Here is a 23,031-nt window from a genome sequence, read left to right on the forward strand (position 1 = left end):
AATTAGCCCGATTGCATTGATTTTTTCCCATTCTCATTTTCCTTGACTCCCTACACAAAGCTAATTATTGGAGGAAAACTCGTGGTACGCGGGGACTGATACCGCAAATAATCTCATACGAGATTGTTCCAACCAAGGCAGCAAGCTCGGCCGCATCGGGCCCCTGTGGTCCGAATAGAATCACCTCATCGCCTAGCCGTGCGTTGGTTCCTGGTCCCAAATCCACCATCATCTGATCCATGCATATTGTACCCACAACTGGATAACGTTTCCCCGCAATTAGTACCTCCGAGCGATTCGAGCATAAGCGTGGATAGCCATCCGCATAGCCTACCGGGAGAGTAGCAATCCAGGTATCTTTCGGCGCTTTCCAGGTTCTCCCGTAAGAAATGCATGTTCCGCGAGATACCTTCTTAATGGCCGTTATCCTCGTTACAAATTCCATAATCGGAATTGGCCGCGTTTTTCCGTTGGGCGCCATACCGTAACCATAGAGCAAAATACCGGGGCGCACCATGTCCAAGCTTGTCTTAGGGCTTATGGCGATTCCGCCGGAATTACTTGCATGAATCAATCCTGGATTTATTCCCGCTTCTCTGAGCTTTTTGGCCACTTTCTTCAAGCATGCAATCTGCGACTCTGTAAAAGCGATATCTTCAGGATTATTCGAATCCGCTGAAGGGAAGTGCGTGGCTGTACCTGCCAGGAAGAGATGGGCATTGCCTGAAATTCTCCTAGCCAGGTTCGGGGCCTCGTCTGGTCTGCAACCAACCCGTCCCATCCCCGTATCTATCTTCAGGTGAACTGCCAGTTTTTCGTTGATCTTATCGAATTTTGTGGGAAGTATGCTTTTGAATCTGTCGATCCGATTTGCCGATTTATCGTCGGCGGTTTCGGGGGACATGGCTAGAATTTTTTCCAATGAAGAAAGATACGCCGCATCGGTGATTACCGGTTCAAGTCCAGCAGCGATGGTTAGCGGAATTTCATCCTCTACCGTGGGGCCAAGGAGTAAAATCCTTCCAACATCCCCACCCTCTCTCAGTTCAATTCCTTCAAACGGTGAAGATACCCCCAGTATCTCGACGCCAGCATTCCTGAGTGCTTCAGCGACAGGCAAAACTCCGTGCCCATATGCATTTGCTTTCACTGCCGCGCAGATGGTAGTTTCCTTTGGAATGACTTTTCTCAGATTCCCCAGATTTTTTTTGAGCGCGTCAAGGTAGATACGAACCCTGGTTGCTCGGATAAGTTCTTCCACCAAACTAGCTTTTTCCGCAAGTCGCCACCATAACCGCCTTAGTGGCGTGTATGCGATTCTCCGCCTGATCGAAGACAATTGAATGTTTACTTCTGAACACGGAATCAGTGACTTCCATTGCATCCAACTGGAATTCTTCTTTCATCTTTGCGCCTATTTGTGTTTCATTATCATGGAAGGCTGGAAGGCAATGCATGAAAAGCACATCGGAATTTTCGGTTTTTTCTATTAGATTGTCGTTCACCTGATACGGTTTTAACAGGGAAATCCGCTCGGGCAACACTTCTTCTTCTCCCAGGGATGCCCATACATCGGTGTAAATACAATCACTCCCGATAACTTGAGAGATATCATCGGAGATTTCTATTCGGGCTCCACTTTTCTCAGCCGACTGCTTCGCCGCCCTAAGTATTTTTTCCTCGGGGAAGAGGGAGGGGGGGCCGATAGCATAGAAATCTATTCCCATTTTCGCCGCCCCAATTAGAAGAGAGTTGCTCATATTATTTCGGGCATTGCCCATATAGCACAGTTTCATTCTATTGAAAGGCTTTCGCAGATGCTCGGAAAGGGTTAGTAAATCGGCTAGCGCTTGAGTGGGATGGAAGCTATCTGTCAATCCGTTCCATACCGGTACTCCCGCATGATGGGCTAGAATTTCTACGGTTGACTGGTTATATCCGCGGAACTCGATTCCGTCGTAAAATCTGCCTAAAACTTTCGCAGTATCCTCAGTAGATTCCTTCACCCCCATTTGACTATTGGTAAGAAACGTAACTCGTCCACCTTCGTCAAAGGCGGCCACTTCGAAGGCACAGCGGGTGCGTGTGGAAGTTTTCTCAAAGATGAGGACAATGTTTTTGTTCTCAAGGGCACCTCCCATCATTCCTGCGTGTTTCTTTGCCTTGAGCTTACCTGAGAGATCAATAAGATATTCTATCTCCACAGGTGTGAAATCGAGCAGGGTCAACAGACTTCTGCCCCATAGATTAATGGACATCAACCACCTCCCATAGGCACCGATAGTAAACTCTGAGTATTGCATTGGACAAGTGCACCGGGTTAAATTGTAATCTAACTCAGTATTGTCCCGGGGGCTTTATCCATTTGAGAAAATAGTGATATAATAAATTCGTGAAGGCTAAAATCAGAAATTTTTTTGTATTCCTATTAGTTGTAATCGTGCTTTTCCTTGTCACGACATTTTCAGTTTTTATATTGGTTCCGCTGATTGAGGAGTCGGGTAAATCGCTCTTAATTGCGGGCGTGATTTGCGGAGGAATTGTGGCGACTCTGAGTTTTCCGATATTCGTGTGGATTACACTTAGGTATGCAACTTTGAAGGAATACCAGGCTTTTGTTCTGCAAGAGATAAATCTAAGTGAAGCCGAAATAAATCAGGCCATTGACAACTGGGCATATACCAAGCATCAAATGCGGATGGAGGACAAGGCAACATTTTTAGAAGATGAAAATGGTGTTGTTAGTTGCCAAATCACGGTTAGAAAAGACTAAATCCCAGTCGAAATACCATTTCTTCACAGAACCAGGCCGTCCTCATATTAGATGCTATCCTCTAATACTCCTTATATCGCCGGTAGAACTCAGCGTAATCATCGGGCGATAATGCTTTTGAAAACAAGAAACCTTGAAAAGTCGAAATACCAAGTTGCATCAGAAGTTCAAGCTGTTCCCATGTTTCCACTCCCTCGGCGATATTTGTCATCCCCAATTCTTGGGTTAAAGCGATAATAGCTTTGACGATTGAATAACCATTCGCGCTTGTCGTTAAATCTTCGACAAAGCTTCTGTCGATTTTAACGGCATCAACAGGTAATTGCTTAAGATAATTGATGGATGAGAAACCGGTTCCGAAATCGTCTATTGCCACGCTAATCCCCAAATCCTTGAGGCGACTGATTTTTTTAGTCGCGTCATATGGATCGTCCAAAAAACTGTTCTCAGTAATCTCTATTTGAAGCTTTTCCGGGTTAATCCTTCTATTTTTGATAATTCTTCGAATTGAATCGATTAAATCGTCGTTGTGAAATTGTCGAGGAGAAACATTGATTGCCAGCTTGGATTTGATTTGCTGCCATTCCCATACTTCGATTTGCGCGGCCGCTTTGTACAATACCCATTTCCCTATTACAATGATAACACCAGTTTCTTCCGCGATTGGTATGAATGCATCTGGAGGAACGTTCCCTTCAATCGGATGACGCCATCTAATCAACGCCTCGGCATTGATATTTTCGATGATCGGCTTATTCTTTTTTATTTGGCTTATGCTTACTATGGGTTGCAAGTTTAAGTATAGTTGCTTGCTAATTTTATCCACTGCGTTTTTTTCAAGCGCCTGAATCATTGAGCTTCGGGTTTTCATCATCCTGACTGCGTCATCCAGCATCTTCGGTTCAAAGAATGCGTAGTTTCTGTTCTTTCTTCTGGCTTCCGAGAGTGCGATATCGGCATTGTTAAGCAATGCGTTCTTGTTATTGCCGTCCGTCGGATAGAGGGTGGCGCCAATTACGCAGCCGATTACGATGTGTTGGCTGGCGAATATATATGGTTTTGAAATCTGTCGGTCAATTTTTATAAGAAATGGGGCAAACTCTGTTGCTGTATTAGCCTTGAAAATGTGAAGCAAAAATTTTTCATCCCGGATGTGATAAACTGAGCCATTCTTACCAATATATTTCCTTAATCGCAATCCGGTTCGATATACTAACCAGCTGCCAATGAGCGATTCCTGGGTTTTAGAAATCATGTCGAAATTGTTATCTAGTTGTAATAGGACAAGGGCGCCCGGTTTACTGTCGCCCTTACCGGAATCAAAAAAGCTCATAAGGTTTGAATCCAGTAAATTATGGTTGGGCAGGCCACTTATAGGATTGAAGTTAGCTCGCTTTAATATTTCTTTCCGTATGCTATTCTGACGTTCAACAGAACTAACCAGTTTCTCTACATGCGTAACCAATTCATTCTGTTGTTTGCGCATTGTTTCCACTTCGTTTAGTGCGGATTCCAATTGTTTTCCCAGTTTTTTGAATTTTTCGCTGTTTGCAGATTGCTTATTTATTTCTGATGGTATCATTGTTGTTGATATCCTATGCCATGTTGCATACAATCAAATGTTGCATACAATCAAATCCTTTTTTTAAACTAGTTGCAAATTTATGAGTAGTTTGAAGATTTTACGTGATGCGGAGAGAATCATATGGGCCCACAGGGGAAGGAACCGTACTGCGCCGGAAAACACGTTGATAGCATTTCGCCAATCCCTGGAAGCTGGTGATATCGGAATTGAGTTCGATGTTACTCTTAGTGCAGACTGCGAACCTGTAGTTATCCATGACGATACACTTGAGAGAACTACTAATGGACAGGGCGGAGTATTTAACCACACCTATGCCACATTGAGTGAGCTGGATGCCGGCTCCTGGTTTGATCTGCGTTATTCAGAAGAGAGACTACCACTTCTGTGTGATGTTTTGAAGGAGCTACGCGGGCGTATGTACCTCAATATAGAGATAAAATTCTCCGCATGGCGTCGGAAATCATCGGAAGGAATCGAAATCAAGCTGTTAGACATCATGAGGGATTTAGGTATTGAGGACTCGGTGCTAATTTCCAGTTTTAACTGGTATTCTCTATCATGCGTGCGTTCTCTAAATCGAAACATCGCTATTGGAGTTTTGGCTAAGCCAGGATGGAATCCTGACACTGTCACTTTCTTTGCGAAAGAAATCGCCGCTTTCTCCATACATCCGAATGTTGCGGATCTTGTTAAGGGGATGCCGAAACCCTACATGTGCTTTCCAGGGAAAATATTTCCTTATACAGTCAGCGATGTGGATACGGGAATGCGGCTATTGAGAACTGGTGCAGACGGATTCTTTGCCAACCTTCCCTTGCAAAAGATTTCGTTATCCAGCGTCTAGGCTATTCGGCACCGGTTTATCATCGTCTTTTGTTGAATTGGATAATGATTGAGAAGTAACTTGACAAAAATATCAGGATGATTACTCTTAGAAAAAGGACAAATCAGATGAATTTTCTTTTGAATTGGAGTCTGGTCTGATATATAATTCGGCTTTGAGTCGGTTGCCATCTAATCATAGGTAAGGCATAGCGAAAATGGTTAATAATGATTCAGTAAATTTACTGGTGGAGGAAACATGAAAAGTGGAAAAGTGTGGATTTTGATTTCGCTTTCAGCACTGGCTGCCTGTAGAACACCCCAAATGTCGAGTGAGGTTCAAGCCGCCAAGTTGGCCGCTGATAAAGCGAGGAGTGAAGCCATAGAGGTTAAGGCTCCAATAGCTGCCGAAGCTGAATTCAATTCCGCTCAGGCTTTTTACGATAAGGCCTCGGAAGACTTCAATGCAGGTTCTGAGGCTGACGTGATTGCAAACTATGGAGAAGCGGCCAGTGGATTCCTGGAAGCCGTGGAAATAGCCCTGGAATCCAGGATGGAGGCCGAAGATGCCATTATCGAAGCAGATAGAGCAATCGAAAGATCGGAGCGGATTGTCGAAGATGCCATTAGTTCTGTAACGGGGGGACAATAATGTTTAGGAAGTTGCTCTTTTTCGTCGTATTGATATCGGCAGCGGTTTTTGCGTGGTCTCAGTCCTTACAGGACAACGAGTTTTATACAAAAATGGTTGAGCTTAGGGATATGAGCCGCGAAGCGTTCGAGGAAGGAGATTATGCCGAAGCAAAGAGGCTGGCTCTGGAATCGCAAAGCTACAGTGAGCGTTCCGAGGCTTGGATAGAAGAACGGTTGGCTGCATTCCGCGCTAGTGCCGGATTAAACCAATTAAAGAACCTATTGGATCAGGTTGCCAGTTGGGGTGCGGAAACCAAACATCCGAAGGTATTTGCGGAAGGTACGGACTACTATAACAAAGCTTATGCTGAATTCCATAATGATGAGAACTATGTCCAGAGCTTCAAAACTTCGAGAAGCGGCATGGAGGTGTTAACGAAAATTGTGGCCATAACCGATGTGGAAACGCCTGCTTATTATGTTGTTAGACTGCTTCCCGGCAACACAGACTGTTTATGGAATATCGCAGGGTATGATTTCATCTACAACGACCCCTCTAAGTGGCGTGCGATTTATGATGCGAATGAATCGGCCATGCCCGAAGCAGACAACCCCCATCTGATACTTCCCGGAATGATTCTGGAAATCCCGTCGGTGAGTGGTGAAACCCGTTCCGGTACCTGGCAGGATGGTATTGTCAAGTAGGACTAGCCCACGCGTGGGAAGGGCTGCTAACCTGATTTAGCCTCTCGTATTGCGAGTGTATGAGGGGGCAAACGTCCTTTTGCTACTTCCGATTTCGCCTAAATGAGCCACGAGACAAGCTTCCCGGCGAGTTTTGTGGCATCGGTTCAACAAGGCGCCGGCTCATTTAGGAATTGTTTGTTCCTTCATTTTTAGGGTTCGCCAGAGGATGTCACGTATGATAGCCTTACATTGATGGTTTTCAGGGAACAGAGCAACAACCTTTTCACTCCGTTGACAATCGCCATATCCGACACCTTCCTGCAGATGAAGGCTAAGCCCTTGATATTCCTCACAGTATGGATATTCCTTGCGCTTTTTCCACAACTTTTGCTCAACTTCGCATTCCAGCAACCCATAACGAAGATGGTAGAATTATCTTATCAAATCTTTGAGGCAAGGCTTAATAATTTAGATTTTCAAATAACAGAACAGAATTCCAGAGTGATAATGAGCGGCGTCGGAGCGATGCTGACGGTGCTACTGACTTCTGTAGGACTTGTCGTATATATATATTCAGTGCTTGGGGATGTCGTTTCCAAATTCAGAAAGAAATTGCTGCCCAGGATTACACAGAGCCTTACTGAAGGCCGCAAACAATATGTATTCCTTTTGAAAGTGGTTTTAGCAAGTGCCGGTCGAATACTCGCCATACCCATGGCAACTGCGATTTTGGGTGGAGCAGTTGGAAACCTGTTGAAACAGCCAACATTGCAATATGTATCGCTTATCGTAGCATTGATTCTATTTATAATAAACTTACTGCGCTACGGACTTGCTCCATTTGTCCATCTTGCACTGGGAATCGTTTGGAGACCTGCTCTGGCGGCCTCCAAAAATTACTACCTTACACATCGATTAGTAGTATCAGCGTTATTTGGATTTGCGGTTCTTCTGCCTCTGGTAGTTTTCAGCCTTCTCACGAACGCCCTTTTAAATTTAGGTGTTCTCACAAGAGCAGTGGGCGTCGTACTTGGAATACTTCAAAGCATCTTGAGGTTTTACATGGCCGGAGTATTGATAAATTTTGGTATGAACAACTTCATTCAGTCAGCTGCGGTGGCGGAATAGTGATTAAAGCGCAGCCCTCAACACCAGCTATCTTGAGGAGACTTCATTTACAGAAGCGGCAAAATATGGCGAGATTCTAAATTCCAGAACTTCTGGATGCAACTATTGCGCGGAGGATTTCTGGGAGCAACTGCTTTTTGCGGGAGAGGATGCCCGGAAGATTGAACACTCCAATAGGAGTTTTCTCATAAGGCAGGGACTCCACAATGCTATTCAAACCTCGGAGCATGAGTAAACTGTCTTCGCTAGTTATATTGGTGATAAGAAGCATAATCCCATCTAGAACCTTATCTTCCCTAGTCGTGATCAGGGCCTTGTTCAATGGGGGAGTCACACTTTCGAGTCCAGCGAAGGTTTGCACTTCCACCTGACCAATTCCGAAACGGATACCATCAGTTTCGTAAGTTTTGAAGTCTCCCAACACCACCTCCAAGGGGTCCATATCCGCAAGTCTTGGACCGGAGGAGAACATTTTGTTGCCCCATTCCTGCCAATCGACATCACTGTACCGCGCCAAAGCTTCCACGGCGTTGCGGTCATCAGTCGTAGTGGTTGGGGACTTCAACAACACTGTATCGGAGAGTATTGCCGAGAGCATCAATTTAGCAATATCGGTGGGTATTGCTATTCCATACTGCTTATATAATTCCCTAATTATCGTGCAGGTGCAGCCCACCGGCTTCGTATACAGGCTGAAGGGCTCTCGGGACATTACCGAACCAACCCTGTGATGATCAATAATCTCCAGGATTTCAGCCTCTTTCGCGCCAGGTATGCTCTGTTCAATCTCATTGTGATCAACCAGAATCAGTTTCTTGCGAGGTTTTTCCAAAAAGGAGCCGCGGGAAACTATGCCGGTGAATTTCTTGTCATTAAACACGGGCAAACCGCGAAATCCTGATTTAGCAAGAATTTTCTTCGCATTGTTATACTCATCACTCTCATCAAGTATTTTCACACTCTTCTCGATAATTCCTTCTATAGGCGTACTAAAACGCAATAGGCGGATTGTCTCGGCAGTATCCACATCCGAAAGGTACACCGAACCCTCGTAGGCGGGAAAATCAATACCGCTTTCCTCAATTTCCTTTTGGTTTGTGCCTGTCAGAATCAGAGCGGGGAAGTCGTTTTTTATAGCGTACTCAACCAGATTCTTCCGCAAGCCCACAATGAAAAGAGGAAGCTGATTTTTGAGTTCGGATATGCTTTGAATGCTGCGCTCAAACGGCATGGCGCCTATCATTATCGGCGCCGAGAATTCCTCACGTTTACCACGTATAAACATCTTCCCAGGCAAAACTTTGGATAAATTATCGATGCGAAAATGGTAGCTGGGCCGCGCCCCAATAGTCTCTCTGATTAAGAAATGACTTACTTCAACACTGCTGATAGTGCCCTTGTAATCCTCATTGGAATCGAAAACCGGTAGCAGCGACAAGCCGGTTTCATCGAGTGCGGCGATTGCTGTCTGCAGAGGTGCCGTGCATTCGAGCCGGGGAACATTCCTGGTAACCACATCGGAAACTCGGGTTCTCACATCTTTTAAATAAGTTGGGGGGCTGAGATTCAGCTGCTCAAAAATCATCCTTGTCTGGGCATTGAGATTGCCACATCGAACCGCTACATACTGATTATCCGAGTCTACGTGCTTCTTAAGGTGGGCATACACGTAGGCCGAAACGATGGAGTCGAAATCCGGATTGCGATGGCCAGTAATGTAAATAGTACTCATAGCTTGCTAACATCCTAACCCATAGCCCGTCTCAATACAATAATTGAGGGAATACCGGCGGTCGGACTCGAACCGACACGTCCTCGCGGACAACAGATTTTGAGTCTGTCATGTCTACCAATTTCATCACGCCGGCACAAGCTTAAATTGTAAGTTTGACTAACTCGAGAGTCAATGCTGAGACACCAAACTTGCCCAGGCTTCCATCCAGCTTGTGTAAGTCCTGATCGACAGGAATCTCCGAGATGTGCACGCCCGTGACACTCGATTCTTAGTTGCGAGGGAGTTTTTCTACTTTTCTTTAGCCGGACTGCGGCGGACGCTGAGAGCTTTCTTTTCCTGGAGGGTTTTTTCCTCTGCTCTAAGTCGTGCAATCTCTGTCAGATATTTCTGGGCCCTGAATGGCTGTTGGTTTTCATTGGGCTTGTATCGTTTCCAGGAACCATCCTGTCGCAGCTCCCAGGATTTAGTGTTGTCTTTGAAGTAGCTTTCAAGTATAGAACGGATTCGCCTTTTGTGTGCTTGATCGCTTATTGGGAAAAGTATTTCAATCCGTTCATCGAAATTTCGGGGCATCCAATCAGAACTTGAAAGAAAAACCTTTTCACGGCCACCGTTGTGATATATAAACGCACGGGCATGTTCCAGAAAGGTATCGATGATACTGATTATTCTAATATTTTCGCTAAGGCCCTTTATGCCGGGTCTCAAACAGCAGACCCCCCGAACGTTCAAACTGATTTTTACACCGGCTTCAGAAGCTCTATAGAGAGCATCGATTACTTCCGTATCCGCAAGAGTGTTCATCTTGCCCAATATTTCGGCTACTTCCCCACTTCTGGCCCTCTTCTCTTCTTGCTTTATCAACCGCAGTGTCTCTTGTCGGAGTGAGAATGGCGCGATAAATAACTTCTTGAGCTTTGGTTCGGAGGAGTAACCAGTTATCGCGTTGAATATCAGTGCCGCATCCCGAGTGAAATCCGTATTGGAGGTGATTAACGATAAATCAGAATATAGTGTTGCTGTTACATCATTGTAATTTCCCGTCCCCAGGTGCAAATAGCGCCGAATTCTATCTTCCTCACGACGTATCACCAATAGCGACTTCAGATGTACCTTGAAGGTTGCGAGTCCATAAACCACTATGGCGCCAGCGTGCTCAAGACGTGCCGCCCAATCGAGATTGGCGCTTTCGTCGAACCTGGCCCTAGGTTCAACTACCACCATAACCTGGATGCCGTTTTCGGCGGCACGGATTAGCGCATGAACTATGGGTGAATTGCCACTGGTGCGGTAGAGTGTGGCCTTTATTGCTAGTGTGATTGGACTATCCGCTGCCTCGTTTACCATATGAACCACTGGCGCGAAGGATTCATAGGGATGATGAAACAATAGATCTCTCTCCTTCAAGGTTTCCCAGATATCTTCACTTTCCGACAAATCCCATGGAGTCTGTGATGTGAAATAGGGAGACCTCAGGTGTTCGAAATCTGATTTTTCACACAGCTTGTAAAAGGACTTGAGATTTAGAGGGGATAACAGATGGAAATGATTCTCTTCCGGTAAGTCAATAATCTCTCTTATGTGCTTTGCAAGCTTGAAATCACCGTGACTTTCCAAGCGCACCGGAAAGCCGTTTTTTCTGCCCTCGAGCGCTTCCTCCATGGCAGATAAGAAATTCATGTCTGAATCTTCATCGATGCTGATATCCGCATCCCGTGTTATTCTGAAAAGGCAGCTGGATTTCAGGATTTGGCCAGGAAAGAATTTCTCGGCATAAGCTATCAGGATGTCCTCGAGCAGGACAATTTTGAGAGTGTTTCCTGTTTGATATTCCCGATATCTATCCAAATTATCCGGCAACCGAATAATCGCAAGTTTACCATCGTTTAGCAAACATGCTGCATGAATATGCCCCTGACTAATCGCAGCATCAAATTGTTTCTTCTTGTTGATGGCAATTGCAGTGCAAATTGGAAAGAGTTCCTTTTCAAAAATGTCAACTGCCACTTTTCTTTCACGCGAATTCCAGTCTTGAAGTGTGGTTATATGGATTCCATTGTCAGCAAGAGCTGGGAAAATTTCATGACAAACATTGGCGTCTTGTCTACTAACCACGACTTTGATTTCTTTGAGCAGTTTATCCAGAAGCACGGATGGAAGCGTTCCATCAGGCGGGAGGGCATGATTTCCTTCCCTGACTTTCCGCATCAATCCGGCTACACGAATCATGAAGAATTCGTCGTAGTTCGAACTTGTAATTGCCATGAATTTCAGACTGTCTAGAGGTTTTAAGCTCTCACCTTCTTTCATAACCCTGAAGTTAAACGCATTCCAGGAAAGTTCCCGCAGGAAATATTTCGATGTATTCTTCGTGAAAACTCCCACATCAACCTCAAAATCAGCTAAATTCCTAGTTTCTAAGCAGTATTTTCAAACCAAATAAATTTTCAAAGAAATCGGACTTCTCGGCCAGACTAAGCTTTTCCATGGAAATGTCTCCGGCGTAGGCAGTAAAGATTGTCAGCTTCTTATTTCCAGCTTTCAAATCGCTAATTACCACCGATTGAGTGTGAGATCTATCGAGCGCATCGGCAATTCTTAGAAGGGCCGCGAGTTTCTGTACAATTATGCGACTGCGACGATCCAATTTCATGTAGGAAGTATGTGAATTTCGAGGCTGCGACCTACGATGATAACGAACTATGTGTCCGACAATTTCTTTATCGGCGACTGAAAGGCCGAAAATGTCCGAATTCTGAATTATATACTGGCTGTGTTTGTGATGGTTTTCTGCGGAGATGTAAGTTCCAATATCGTGCAGCAGGGCCGCAGATTCCAGCAATAGACGATCTTTCAAATCCAGCTCCGTGTTCAATTTGTTGTACAGCACAATTGCTTGTTTCCTAACGAATTCGGCATGTTTCATGTTGGCGCGATAGTGTTTTGCGATACCGCGAGAGCTCTCTATTACCTGAGTGCTGAATATTTCTCTTAGAGCGCTGTGGCCGGTGGCATAGTTTACCAGCAAACCTTGGCGAATGTTTCCCGAGTGAACAAAAATTTCATCTGCCCTCGTAGACTCGACAAATTCATTGAGAATTATCAGGGATGGGTAGAGTAATTCAGCCTCGTTCCATGGGAGATTCAGGTGTTCAACTAGCTCGTCTGAGTTGTAGGTTTCAATTTCTTTTATGAATTCCCTGAAGGCGGCGAGCGGGATAACATCCATTTGTGGTGATAGGGATTTCCCCAGGCGAGATGCCACCAGACGGGCATCACTTCCAATTGCTAGCAGCTTGGATATCTTGGAAAGATCAAGCTCGTGGGATATCCCTCGGATGTTTCTTGAAGCATGGTGTCTGAAAGTTTCTTCCACGCTACCATCGACTTTGCTGTCGATGCGTTGCAGATATCTCAATGCTCCAATTGGTAATGCATAGGAGGCCATGATGTTTCCTTTTCGAAGTATCATTAACTCGGTGTTTCCAGCTCCTACTTCGATAATCATGGATTTGTAATGCTTGAAATCGGCGCAAACAGCCTCAAGCGGTTCTCGTACGGCAAGCCAGGTTAGTTGATTTGCTTCCACACCGTCGATTACCGCCACTTCGATTCCGGTTTGCAAGAGTACTCGATTAATAAATACTTCGCGGTTCTCTGATTCTCGCAGCGCGCTGGTACCTATGGCGACTATCCTGTCTATTCCGTAGGGAGCCATCAATTCCATGAAATCTTTCAAAATTGCTACCGCGCGATTTATAGTTTTTCGATCTATGGATCCGTTGCGGAAAACATCCCGACCGAGGGCGAGAGAGCGCTCAGCGCTGTCTACGAGATCCCATTCACTTGAGGGCCTGCTCTGTGCGATTAGCAGGCGAATAGCGCTGGAACCGATGTCGATGATTGCTATGATTTCCTGTTTTTGCATCCCGTTCCAGTATGCGCCATAATTGCGAATATGAATACAATGGTAGTGTGGGTTGTATGGTGATTTGAGGAAATGAGGTGGGTTGGTTTAAAAGATGCAGTCTTGGCAAGGGCTACCACCTTGATGATACCACAGGATGTATGATACCGACACGATGAGGAAATCTTGGCGTTGTTTAAGCAGTACAATAAGAGTTGAAAGTCTTTATCGGCACGCCTTCTCCGTATGAGGCTGTGATGCGCTGTTTCGCGGCTGAATACGGTGAGACTTATTGGGTTGGTGCATGATTTGGACAGGGATAAGTGGGCGAGGAGCATTGCGCGAAGTCAAAGGAGGTTTTGGAAGACAGGGAGTGGCCGGAGAGTTGAATTCGAGCGGTGCTTTCACATGCTTGGGAATTTGTAACTGATGTCAGGCCTGAGCATGTGATGAAAAAGGTTCTATATGCACTTGATGAACTTTGTGGGCTTATTTTGAGAAGACAAAGGTTTTGCTGCTGTGGAGTGAACTGGAAGGTTATTGATCGGGTGATGCCTGGGTTGGAGAGGACTGAGCTGATCTTATGGGAAGTCGATTAAGGGGATGCGCGTGGTAACTCCTGAATTGAGATTGGGTTAATTGGCTTAGGGACCGATTACTGTCCCTGTAAATTCCCCCCCTCTCAAGATAGCAGCTAGATTCTCGAAATCATTTCCAGCTGCGCAGATTATTTTGAGCCCTGCAGAAGATGCTCGTTCGCTTGCAACTGGATCGAATGGGATATTGGCCCCGGGGTGCCATTCCGATCCTGCGAGCTTTTTATACTCATTCCAGGTTAGTTCGGATATGGGCTTGGCGAGATTGCTTACACTTGGGTCTTTGTCGTAGATTTGGGAGATGTTGCTCAATACTGTTATTGTGTTCACTTTGAAACGTTCCGCGAGTATTACGGCATCGTAATCGGTTGAGAATCCGGGCTTCCAACCGGCTGCCACTAGTACTCTACCGTTAAACGGGAAACTCTCGCTGGGATTTGTCACTACCGGATCTGGACAGAGTGTCCCTAGTAAACCCCGCATTAGTTCGGCATTGAGTCGTGTGGCCATCACACCTACCCAGTCAAGTGTTTCGGAGGAACTAAACGGGGCCAGTTCTTTAAGTGCCTTCTGCCATTCTCTGGCGACGGCACCGCCACCAATAACAATGATGGCGCTGTGTGAAGGGTTTTTCTCTAACCATGAGTTCAGAAAGTCTAGAAAACTATGGAGGTATGTTACATCCGGTTTGTCTGGTGCAACGATGGATCCTCCCATATCGAAAATGTGTAATTCAAGCCGCTCATTCATAACCATAATCCTTATTTGATAGTATGATAGCTCATGATTGAGATGAGCATAAGAAGTTCAAAAAAAACTCTTAGCCTTGACGATGATCCTATAATGAATGTAATGATGGGTTGAGGTTAGAAATTTGAATTTTCGTGATAGATGTCGATTGTTTTGGAACCTTGTTCTTCTCTCGATAGGGAGCGCTGTGTTTGCGCAGGAAACAGCGCTGGAATTTTTCAATTCGGTGTCCGAGCACTATAAATCGATTTCAGATTATTCTGTTGACATTGTTATAGAAAAGGGTGATACGGTTCAGAGTGCAAAGGTTTGGTACAAACAGCCAAATAAACTGCGTTTGGATTTTGCTTCACCGCAGGGTATGGTGATGACAGTGGATGGAAACCTGTTACAGGTGTGGGTTCCCGCGTACCAGACGTTTTTTACTCAGCCCTTGAGAGGCAACAGTCAGGCTCAGCTTGCAAATGTTTCCAGTTCCAATGGGCTTGAACTGATTAAGAAGTACTACACAATCTCTTATGATCCGGGCCCGGAGTTGATGAGTTTGGAACCAGATTCCCCTATTAAAGTGGTGAAGCTGAAAGCAGAATGGAAATCAAGCACTCAAGGTTTTAGAAGATTGGATCTGAGTATTGATACGGACAGGCAAATACGCAAAATAGTAGGCATTACAACCATAAATGAGGAGATTACTTTTATTTTTTCGAACTTTTCGCTAAATCAGGGAATCTCTGATTCCAAATTTCAATTTGAAGCTCCGTCAACAGGTAATGTTATAGAGAATTTTTTATTCGACCCGAGTTAAAGTATGAAAACAATTGGAGAAATACTGAAAGCTGCGAGAGAGGATAGGGGTATTTCGATCGAGCAGGCAGTTCAGGAAACCAATATATCAAGGGAATTCATTGAGGCGTTAGAAAACGAATCCTTCGATAAATTCCCGGCTGAAACCTATTTGATTGGCTTCTTGAAGAACTATTCCGGATTCCTGGATCTAGACCCGAATAAGGCTGTTGGGTTGTATCGAAACTACAAACTGAGCCTGGAACCCACACCTATTGAAGAGTTGCTGGGTTCGAATAAGAATATTGTTGTTCGTCGCTACTTGATTGGGGGAGCACTTGCCGCACTCGCCGCCCTTATAGGCATCTTTGGCATCCCATGGCTTATCGACGTTATTGAGCGGACTAGAGCCGAGAACACGGCGGCAATCAAAATTTTCGATGATAATCTGATTTCCAGGGAGATTCATCCAGAGTTCCCGTTTTGGGAAGGTGTAGTGCGCCTCTCGGACGTCATTGTACTTGAGGATACTGCACAAACCATGGTGGAAGGAGATGCGGAGGTTGGTGAATTCCGTCTAGTGATAGGTGAGGCTGGTGAAAAGCTTCGAATAGACGGGATGGAACGCGGGGAATGGCTGATGAGACTGGGAGAGGAAATCAATATCCCCAACAGCAATGGGCGGCCTACCTGGCGGATTTACCTCAAGGACATTGGTTTAATTGGCGGGGGAGCTATAATTGAGATTCACGAATTGGTTCCGACAGAGAGGGGAATGGGTGTATTCGTGGGATCGGCTAGATTGCCTGATAATGAGGATTCAGGGGAAGCGGAAACTCAGATATTGAGAGAGGGCGTTACAATTAAGCAAGCCTTTGTTTTGGACATCGTGTTTCAGGATTTTTGCTTACTACGCTATGAGGTGGATGGCAAAAAGCCGATAGAAGCCTATTATAGTGAGAGTGAGCGTATTCGCTTAGATGTAGTTTCAGGGGTTATCCTTTGGGGTTCCAATGCTGGTGCGGTTGATGCGAAAATCGGGGAAGAAGAGTTGAAACTTGGCCGAGATGGTGAAGTGTTTGTGTACGCGGTGAGTTGGATAATAGATGAGAATCAAGGGACCTACGACTTATTCACCACCCATCTTCGATAAATTGCTTGGGAAACGAGTGGGTATTGTAAAAGCTGCAGAAGCATTGCTTGAAGTTTTGAGAAACTATGGATAAGGTATTTGCTTGCGCGGGAACCAGGTGAGATTTAAACTGGGCAATGGCCGCTAACTTTGAACCAACCGAGCCGGGGTGGCTTGAGAATTTGAATGCCCAACAAAGGCAGGCAACTGAACAGGACAGCCGATCCCTTTTGATTCTGGCGGGAGCCGGCTCCGGAAAAACGAGTGTCATAATATCCAGAATTGCCTGGATGGTGATGGAAAAGGGTTTTCAACCCACCTCAATACTCGCTGTAACTTTCACAAATAAGGCTGCCACAGAAATGCGGGAGCGCATAACTGCGATGGTACCCGAGGCGGGCAAAGTTATGATACGCACTTTTCATTCTTTCGGGGCCTGGCTACTTCGGCGTAATGCTGCCGCGGCAAATCTCACTTCAAACTTCACAATATACGACGATGATGATCAGCTTTCCCTTCTGGCTCAGGTTTTAGGAAAAATTTCTCACTCCGAACTTCGTACGTGGGCCCGCTTGATTTCAAGAGCCAAGGATCAGGGTCTGAGTGCCAACGGTGAACTTTCCACAGTGTCAACCAACCCGTTTTTTCCAGAGGTATACCAGCGTTATGAGAGACGGCTTCGGGAAATCGGGAATGTTGATTTTGGTGATTTGATACAATTACCAATGCGTTTGCTGCGAAATCGTCTGGAGATAAAGAGATACTTTCAACAGCGATTTCGTGCTGTGTTGGTTGATGAATATCAGGACACCAATGCTGCCCAAGATCAGCTTCTAAGAGAATTGGTAGGCAAGGATACCTGGGTTACTGTAGTGGGCGACGAAGATCAGTCTATCTACAGATTTAGGGGAGCCGAGATTGACAATATACTCAGTTTTCCGAATAACTATCCGAACACCCATGTGATTAGACTCGAACAGAATTATCGTTCAAGCGGAACAATTCTGGATATCGCCTCGTCTGTGGTTGCCAACAATTCGCAGAGGCTGGGAAAAAGGCTGTGGACGGATAAGGGAGCCGGAAGCAAGGCTATACTGGCTTATCTCGAGAATCACGAGGCAGAGGCCCGATGGTGCGCGGATTTTGTCAATTCCGGCGGCAATTTCGGCGAAAATGCTATTCTGTATCGAACAAACGCACAATCACGCATTTTTGAAGATGTGTTTCGTCGTCAAAGCATTCCCTATCGCATAATCGGAACGCTAAGTTTTTATCGACGCGAGGAGATTAAGGATGTTCTTGCCTATCTCGCCTGGATATCAAATTCGCACGACGAAGTGGCTTTCAGGCGTATTGCCAACAAGCCAAGGCGAGGTTTGGGTGTGCGCAGTATAGAGAAGCTCGTGGAGCTGAGCATTGCGGAATATGGGGGCGATATGGTTATGGCCGCGGAAAATTTCGAGGGCAGGAGTTCCGCGGCTTCGGCATCTCTGGCGGCGCTTGCTAGACGGTACTGTGAGTTTGATTGCTTTGAGCATCTAGGTTTTATGCTTCGAGATTTGATTGATGCATCCGGCATCCTCGAATACTATAGTAAAATCGATAACATCGAAAATACTCAGCGCACCTTGAATCTGGATGAGCTTGTGAATGCGGCCTCAGGATATCCGGCGAGTACCGAGGGCTTGACGGCATTCCTGGAGTTGGTTGAACTCGATCAGACAGTAACTGAGGAAGAAGAAAGCGATGATAATCGCGTTACTCTTATAACAATGCACAATACTAAGGGATTGGAATTTGATAGAGTTGTCGTTTCCGGCATGGAAGAGGGACTATTCCCTCGCGACGATGATGCGGGCGATGATGCAGAGCTGGAGGAGGAACGACGCTTGTTCTATGTGGCAATCACCAGGGCCCGAAGGGAGCTTGCCTTTACATGCTCCAGACGCCGTATGATTTGGGGCTACTATAAAGAGAGCTTGCCATCTCGATTTTTGAATGAGATTCCCAGGGAAAAAATTCATGTGGAAGGCGAACCGAATGAAGCTAATCTCGACTCATGGCAAAAAGGGACAATGCTCAGTCACGAGAAATACGGCGTTGGTGTGGTGCAGAACAGGATATCCAACCGTGGTCACACAGTTATAGTTGTACTATTCGAATCGGGCCGCAAGGCCACCTTTTTGCCGGAATTTTCATCTCATCAGATAGAATATCTTGGTACGGTTCAGGAGGACTTTTAATGATTCGCTCCGGTGTTCTGCTTTATTAACAACATCTTGATGTTGAGAGAGCTTGGTATGGGGTGATTCTTGATGTACGGTCCTATGAATGCTGGGGAGAGAGTTCTCATTGCCAGACTGCCAAGTATCAGGCGTGCACGCGGGTATTATCTGTATGCGCTGGATGGGAATCGCTGGCTCGATTGTTGGGTTGAAGGAGGTAGAGCCTTGCTGGGCCATCGACCCAGAGGCGTTTCGCATCGTTTGAAAAACGAAATTGATAAGGGTTTATACTCACCTTATCCAAATAAATGGCTGCAGCGCTTGAAGCTTGCTCTAATGCGGCTCTTTCCAGGATATGTCCAAGTTCGCATATATCAGAATTTCGAGCAGGCCATCTTGAATCTAAAGCTCAAAGAACATCCAATTGATCCGCTGGACCTCAGCGCCGAATCAATCCCCACGGTACTATGGGGCCGCCCTCTTCTACCAGAGCATCCTCGGGCAGAGTATCTTTTCCCCATTTTGCCCCTACCGGGATTGAGTGAAGCTCAGCCGGTTTTGATAAGTTCGAATAGCCTCCTCCCCGCAGCAGATTCTCATCCGATATCGCCAGTGATTCTAGCAGCCCTTACACGCAGTTGCACTGCGGTCAGCTACTGGAGAGGGGCAAAAAAATTAAATAAGCAGGGTGGGATTTCGACTGTGATTTCCGGTACTGACAAAATCCCGTGGCCCAGCATCAGCACCGCTGTCTGGAAGCGTAGAGGGCCCTACCTCAGTTATCGAGGCAAGGCGGGAGAATATGTTAAGCTATTCGAATATCTTTTTGTGCATAAAATACTGATCGCGCCTTCACATGATAGGCCATCGTTGCTTTTCCCGGGCGCGTCGCGGAAGGAGATAACTCTGCTGGGAGGGAAGGAGCTAGATAATGTATGATATCGAAGCCATTCCGATACTTGTACGATTGATGTGTTCATTCGGGGCCGCATTTTCCGCAGTTGTAGTCTGGAGAAAAACCCGAAACGGGGCTTGGATTTTGGTGGTTTTGAGCGCTATACTTTTTTTCATTGATGCCATCTATTCCACATTGGTATTCATTGGTCTTGTTTCTTACACCCTGCCTTTTTTAGGAGAGATTCCGTTGTTGCAGCTGATTCTGGTTGGAGCCCCCTATCTCTTCATGGCTGCCAGCTTTGTATTTTTTTTAATTTCTCATCGACACTATTGACTAAAGGTGTCAGTTTGGCAATTATGTACAGCCGGTAAGAGTTCACTTTGAGGCAACGATGAAAACGATTTATGTGAAACCCAAAGACGTGCAGCGCAAGTGGTACCTGATTGACGCCAAAGGCAAGGCCCTTGGGAGAGTGGCTTGCAGGGCAGCGTCCATTGCTCGCGGCAAACATCGATTCTTCTATGTGCCTTATCATGAAGTGGGTGATTACGTTATAATTGTCAATGCTGAGAAAGCTAGTCTTAGTGGCAATAAATCTCAGAACAAACTTTACTATCGACACAGCGGATATCCTGGTGGACTCAAAGTGGAAAATTATGAAAAGTTAGTAACCCGCCTGCCCAGCTCACCCATGGAGAAGGCGGTTAGAGGTATGCTTCCTCGCGGTCCTTTAGGGAACAAACTCTATAGCAATGTGAAGATATATGCTGGTTGGGAGCATCCGCATCAAGCGCAGCAACCCGAAACTTTGGAACTGTAGCCGTGGTTAAAGTACTTTCCAGCGGTATTGGTCGTCGTAAAACTTCAGTTGCGCGGGTATATGTTCGCGAAGGCCCTCCGGGCATCATGGTTAACAATCGAAAACTTGATGACTTTTTTAGAACAGACGCCCTCAGAAAACAGGTGAGGCAACCTCTTGTAATTACATCGAACGATGGGAAGTTAAACATTCTCATCACGGTACGAGGTGGTGGAGTTACCGGGCAGGCAGGCGCGGCGCGGCACGGTGTTGCCCGAGCGCTTGCGGAACTCGACGAAACAAATCGTCCTGCCCTGAAAACCAACGGTTTTCTCACCCGAGATGCGCGCATGGTGGAAAGAAAAAAATATGGTCGGCCCGGCGCCAGGAAAAAATTCCAATTCTCCAAACGTTAGTGTTGGCGACATAGATTCTTAGCGCATTTATCGATTACAACTTGGATTATTGTATATCAAGGTGATATCTGCTCACTGAAACTTGGAGTTGCCGACCCGGGGCAGATCGAGAATTCTCGGACTGCGCCAAAGCGACAAGGAAGGACGAGTCTGACGCCAGGGTATACAGGGGAGCGGAACAGAGATGGCTCTCGGGACTAGGAATTACAATGTAAGTGGTCAAGTTCAGGGAGTTGGCTATCGATGGTTTGTTATGCGCCGGGCACACGCTCTGGGCATTGTTGGCTGGGTTAGAAATCGGCGCGATGGAACCGTTGAGGTGTGGGCTGAGGGCGAAGAAACGGTTTTGGACGAATTGGAAAAGGAGTTGAGGGAGGGACCTCCAGGAGCTTCAGTCCGTGAGTTACATGGCGGATCAGTCAACTCGTCGGGTACACACACGGATTTCATCGTAAGATATTGAATAGTAATCAGTTCAAGGTATAATCACACTGCCGCCGGGGGATTAGCTCAGTTGGCTAGAGCGGTTGGTTCGCAATCAACAGGTCGTCGGTTCGAATCCGATATCCTCCAAACCAGGGATTGACAGACGGACGCGGTAACACCTCCGAGTAACACTCTTGAATCGCTCGGACGGCACAGGTTGAGAAATAGAGGGTTGTTAGCCGTGAGAACTGGAAATAGTTCTATTCCTGATGCAGTAGAATGCATCTTGGCCAGCATAGATACTGCGACCCTCGAAATCGTCCTCTATTCGAAGAAGCTGATTGTACTTGGCAACCCTGTCTGAGCGGCTCATTGAGCCGGTCTTAATTTGTCCAGTTTCAAGGGCCACCACTAAATCGGCAATCGTAGTATCGGAGGTTTCCCCTGATCGATGCGAAATTATTGCCGTGTATCCTGCCCGTTTGGCCATCTCCACTGCCTCATAGGTTTCCGTCAAAGTACCGATTTGATTAACCTTGATCAGTATCGAATTGGCGATTCCCCTGTCAATGCCTTTTTTCAGGCGTTTGGCATTAGTTACAAATAAATCGTCGCCAACCAACTGAATTCTCTCGCCAAGTCTTTCGGTTAGAGCTTTCCAGCCGTCCCAATCGTCTTCATTCAAACCATCTTCAATTGAGATAATTGGATAACGGTTACACCAGTCTACCCAGTAGTCAATCATCTGAGCACTATTCAGTTTTTCCCCGGTAGACCACTTCAGTGTGTATACATAGGAGCCATCCGGCTGTTTTTCGGAGAATTCCGAGGCAGCTGGATCGATGGCTATCATCACGTCTTTGCCGGTTTCAAGTCCAGTCCTGTCGATAGCCTTCATGATAAAGTCCAGCCCCTCTTCGTTGCTCTTGAAGTTCGGTGCATACCCACCCTCATCGCCAACAGCCGTCGAAAGTCCAGCAGCTTTGAGCAGTGCTTTGAGATTATGAAAAATTTCCGCTACCCACTGAATTGCTTGTCTAATTGAGTTGGCGCCAACAGGCATAACCATGAATTCCTGGAAGTCGACAGAATTATCGGCGTGAGAACCGCCGTTAATGATGTTCGCCATAGGTACGGGGAGCACAGATGCGTGAAACGTACCAAGATACTTGTATAGTTCAATCTTATAATACTGCGCAGCGGCTTTTGCTACCGCCATTGACACGCCCAGAATCGCGTTGGCTCCGAGCCTGTTCTTATTTTCTGTCCCATCGAGCTCAATCAACGTTCTATCCACATTCACCTGATCAAGTCCTGACAAACCGTTAACTGCATCCGCAATGACAGTGTTAGCATTTTCGACCGCTTTCAGGACACCTTTGCCTAAGTAGCGCTTTGCATCGCCGTCCCGAAGTTCAACAGCCTCATGGGCGCCAGTGGAGGCTCCGGATGGTACTGCTGCGCGGCCCAAAACTCCACTTGCCAACCTTACATCAACCTCGATAGTTGGATTTCCACGGGAGTCGAGTATTTCTCTTGCTTCTACATGTTCAATCGTATCCAAAGTGCTTACTCCTTAAATAGTTTCTATCCGCCATATTCTCGTCAAATATCCTTTTTTGTGAAGATTGGGTCAAGCGTCTGATAGTCAGCATCGTGGGCAAAATCTCTGGGGATCAAAACCATGGATACACTGTAGCTGATTTTTAGAGAATTAGAGGCATGTTCAGTCCGAC

The 23,031-nt window shown here is 46.1% G+C and carries 21 protein-coding genes and 2 tRNA genes; 14 read left to right on the forward strand and 9 right to left on the reverse strand.

Annotated features, from left to right (window positions below):
* Positions 1 to 64: 64 nt before the first annotated feature.
* Complete coding sequence (gene alr, locus S1OALGB6SA_RS08805) at positions 65 to 1,261, reverse strand: alanine racemase (RefSeq protein ID WP_230204514.1); 1,197 nt, start codon at positions 1,259 to 1,261, stop codon at positions 65 to 67.
* A 4-nt stretch (positions 1,262 to 1,265) separates the two neighbouring features.
* Entirely contained in the window at positions 1,266 to 2,258 is a 993-nt protein-coding gene (argF, locus tag S1OALGB6SA_RS08810; protein ID WP_124033223.1) for an ornithine carbamoyltransferase, read from the reverse strand.
* Positions 2,259 to 2,392: 134 nt separating this feature from the next.
* On the opposite strand from argF, the gene S1OALGB6SA_RS08815 reads away from it, so the two are divergent.
* On the forward strand, positions 2,393 to 2,773 hold the full coding sequence (locus S1OALGB6SA_RS08815; protein WP_124033224.1) for a hypothetical protein: 381 nt from the start codon (positions 2,393 to 2,395) through the stop codon (positions 2,771 to 2,773).
* A 61-nt stretch (positions 2,774 to 2,834) separates the two neighbouring features.
* Here the strand turns inward: S1OALGB6SA_RS08815 and S1OALGB6SA_RS08820 are convergent, their stop codons facing one another.
* Positions 2,835 to 4,355 carry a putative bifunctional diguanylate cyclase/phosphodiesterase gene (locus S1OALGB6SA_RS08820; protein ID WP_124033225.1) on the reverse strand — a complete coding sequence of 507 codons (1,521 nt, stop codon included), beginning with the start codon at positions 4,353 to 4,355 and terminating at the stop codon, positions 2,835 to 2,837.
* 91 nt (positions 4,356 to 4,446) lie between these two features.
* Here S1OALGB6SA_RS08820 and S1OALGB6SA_RS08825 point away from each other — a divergent pair, with 91 nt between their 5' ends.
* The 4 genes from S1OALGB6SA_RS08825 to S1OALGB6SA_RS08840 all read left to right on the forward strand — a co-directional run bounded on the left by S1OALGB6SA_RS08825 (position 4,447) and on the right by S1OALGB6SA_RS08840 (position 7,628).
* Entirely contained in the window at positions 4,447 to 5,202 is a 756-nt protein-coding gene (locus tag S1OALGB6SA_RS08825; RefSeq protein WP_195910397.1) for a glycerophosphodiester phosphodiesterase family protein, read from the forward strand.
* Positions 5,203 to 5,439: 237 nt separating this feature from the next.
* Entirely contained in the window at positions 5,440 to 5,832 is a 393-nt protein-coding gene (locus S1OALGB6SA_RS08830) for a hypothetical protein (protein ID WP_124033227.1), read from the forward strand.
* Entirely contained in the window at positions 5,832 to 6,518 is a 687-nt protein-coding gene (locus S1OALGB6SA_RS08835; RefSeq protein WP_124033228.1) for a LysM peptidoglycan-binding domain-containing protein, read from the forward strand. The genes S1OALGB6SA_RS08830 and S1OALGB6SA_RS08835 overlap by 1 nt, the downstream gene beginning before the upstream one ends.
* A gap of 231 nt (positions 6,519 to 6,749) precedes the next feature.
* Entirely contained in the window at positions 6,750 to 7,628 is an 879-nt protein-coding gene (locus S1OALGB6SA_RS08840; protein ID WP_124033229.1) for a hypothetical protein, read from the forward strand.
* 76 nt (positions 7,629 to 7,704) lie between these two features.
* On the opposite strand, the gene S1OALGB6SA_RS08845 is transcribed toward S1OALGB6SA_RS08840, so the two are convergent.
* The 5 genes from S1OALGB6SA_RS08845 to pyrH all read right to left on the reverse strand — a co-directional run bounded on the left by S1OALGB6SA_RS08845 (position 7,705) and on the right by pyrH (position 14,616).
* A complete protein-coding gene (locus S1OALGB6SA_RS08845) occupies positions 7,705 to 9,360 on the reverse strand; it encodes a putative manganese-dependent inorganic diphosphatase (protein WP_124033230.1) in 1,656 nt (551 codons plus the stop codon).
* 52 nt (positions 9,361 to 9,412) lie between these two features.
* Positions 9,413 to 9,496: transfer RNA gene (locus S1OALGB6SA_RS08850), tRNA-Leu, on the reverse strand.
* Between the two features lie 155 nt (positions 9,497 to 9,651).
* Positions 9,652 to 11,748, reverse strand: coding sequence for a polyphosphate kinase 1 (ppk1, locus tag S1OALGB6SA_RS08855; protein WP_124033231.1), 2,097 nt, complete (start codon positions 11,746 to 11,748; stop codon positions 9,652 to 9,654).
* Positions 11,749 to 11,773: 25 nt separating this feature from the next.
* On the reverse strand, positions 11,774 to 13,291 hold the full coding sequence (locus tag S1OALGB6SA_RS08860; RefSeq protein WP_037564045.1) for a Ppx/GppA phosphatase family protein: 1,518 nt from the start codon (positions 13,289 to 13,291) through the stop codon (positions 11,774 to 11,776).
* 623 nt (positions 13,292 to 13,914) lie between these two features.
* A complete protein-coding gene (gene pyrH / locus S1OALGB6SA_RS08865) occupies positions 13,915 to 14,616 on the reverse strand; it encodes a UMP kinase (RefSeq protein ID WP_124033232.1) in 702 nt (233 codons plus the stop codon).
* Positions 14,617 to 14,740: 124 nt separating this feature from the next.
* On the opposite strand from pyrH, the gene S1OALGB6SA_RS08870 reads away from it, so the two are divergent.
* The 9 genes from S1OALGB6SA_RS08870 to S1OALGB6SA_RS08910 all read left to right on the forward strand — a co-directional run bounded on the left by S1OALGB6SA_RS08870 (position 14,741) and on the right by S1OALGB6SA_RS08910 (position 21,442).
* On the forward strand, positions 14,741 to 15,421 hold the full coding sequence (locus S1OALGB6SA_RS08870) for a LolA family protein (protein ID WP_124033233.1): 681 nt from the start codon (positions 14,741 to 14,743) through the stop codon (positions 15,419 to 15,421).
* Between the two features lie 3 nt (positions 15,422 to 15,424).
* Entirely contained in the window at positions 15,425 to 16,552 is a 1,128-nt protein-coding gene (locus S1OALGB6SA_RS08875; protein ID WP_037564049.1) for a helix-turn-helix domain-containing protein, read from the forward strand.
* Between the two features lie 116 nt (positions 16,553 to 16,668).
* On the forward strand, positions 16,669 to 18,774 hold the full coding sequence (locus S1OALGB6SA_RS08880) for an ATP-dependent helicase (protein WP_037564050.1): 2,106 nt from the start codon (positions 16,669 to 16,671) through the stop codon (positions 18,772 to 18,774).
* Positions 18,775 to 18,858: 84 nt separating this feature from the next.
* Positions 18,859 to 19,695: a hypothetical protein gene (locus S1OALGB6SA_RS08885; RefSeq protein WP_124033234.1), complete on the forward strand. Its 837-nt coding sequence runs from the start codon at positions 18,859 to 18,861 to the stop codon at positions 19,693 to 19,695.
* Positions 19,688 to 19,987 carry a hypothetical protein gene (locus S1OALGB6SA_RS08890; RefSeq protein WP_124033235.1) on the forward strand — a complete coding sequence of 100 codons (300 nt, stop codon included), beginning with the start codon at positions 19,688 to 19,690 and terminating at the stop codon, positions 19,985 to 19,987. The genes S1OALGB6SA_RS08885 and S1OALGB6SA_RS08890 overlap by 8 nt, the downstream gene beginning before the upstream one ends.
* Before the next feature lie 58 nt (positions 19,988 to 20,045).
* Positions 20,046 to 20,474 carry a 50S ribosomal protein L13 gene (gene rplM / locus S1OALGB6SA_RS08895; RefSeq protein ID WP_124033236.1) on the forward strand — a complete coding sequence of 143 codons (429 nt, stop codon included), beginning with the start codon at positions 20,046 to 20,048 and terminating at the stop codon, positions 20,472 to 20,474.
* A 2-nt stretch (positions 20,475 to 20,476) separates the two neighbouring features.
* Positions 20,477 to 20,869: a 30S ribosomal protein S9 gene (rpsI, locus tag S1OALGB6SA_RS08900; protein WP_037564054.1), complete on the forward strand. Its 393-nt coding sequence runs from the start codon at positions 20,477 to 20,479 to the stop codon at positions 20,867 to 20,869.
* A gap of 184 nt (positions 20,870 to 21,053) precedes the next feature.
* Complete coding sequence (locus S1OALGB6SA_RS08905) at positions 21,054 to 21,332, forward strand: acylphosphatase (RefSeq protein ID WP_124033237.1); 279 nt, start codon at positions 21,054 to 21,056, stop codon at positions 21,330 to 21,332.
* A gap of 36 nt (positions 21,333 to 21,368) precedes the next feature.
* Positions 21,369 to 21,442: transfer RNA gene (locus S1OALGB6SA_RS08910), tRNA-Ala, on the forward strand.
* A gap of 88 nt (positions 21,443 to 21,530) precedes the next feature.
* Here the strand turns inward: S1OALGB6SA_RS08910 and eno are convergent.
* A complete protein-coding gene (gene eno / locus S1OALGB6SA_RS08915) occupies positions 21,531 to 22,859 on the reverse strand; it encodes a phosphopyruvate hydratase (protein ID WP_037564057.1) in 1,329 nt (442 codons plus the stop codon).
* Between the last annotated feature and the right edge of the window lie 172 nt (positions 22,860 to 23,031).

It is taken from the genome of Olavius algarvensis spirochete endosymbiont, from assembly GCA_900608495.1.
Classification (GTDB): domain Bacteria; phylum Spirochaetota; class Spirochaetia; order DSM-2461; family DSM-2461; genus UBA2779.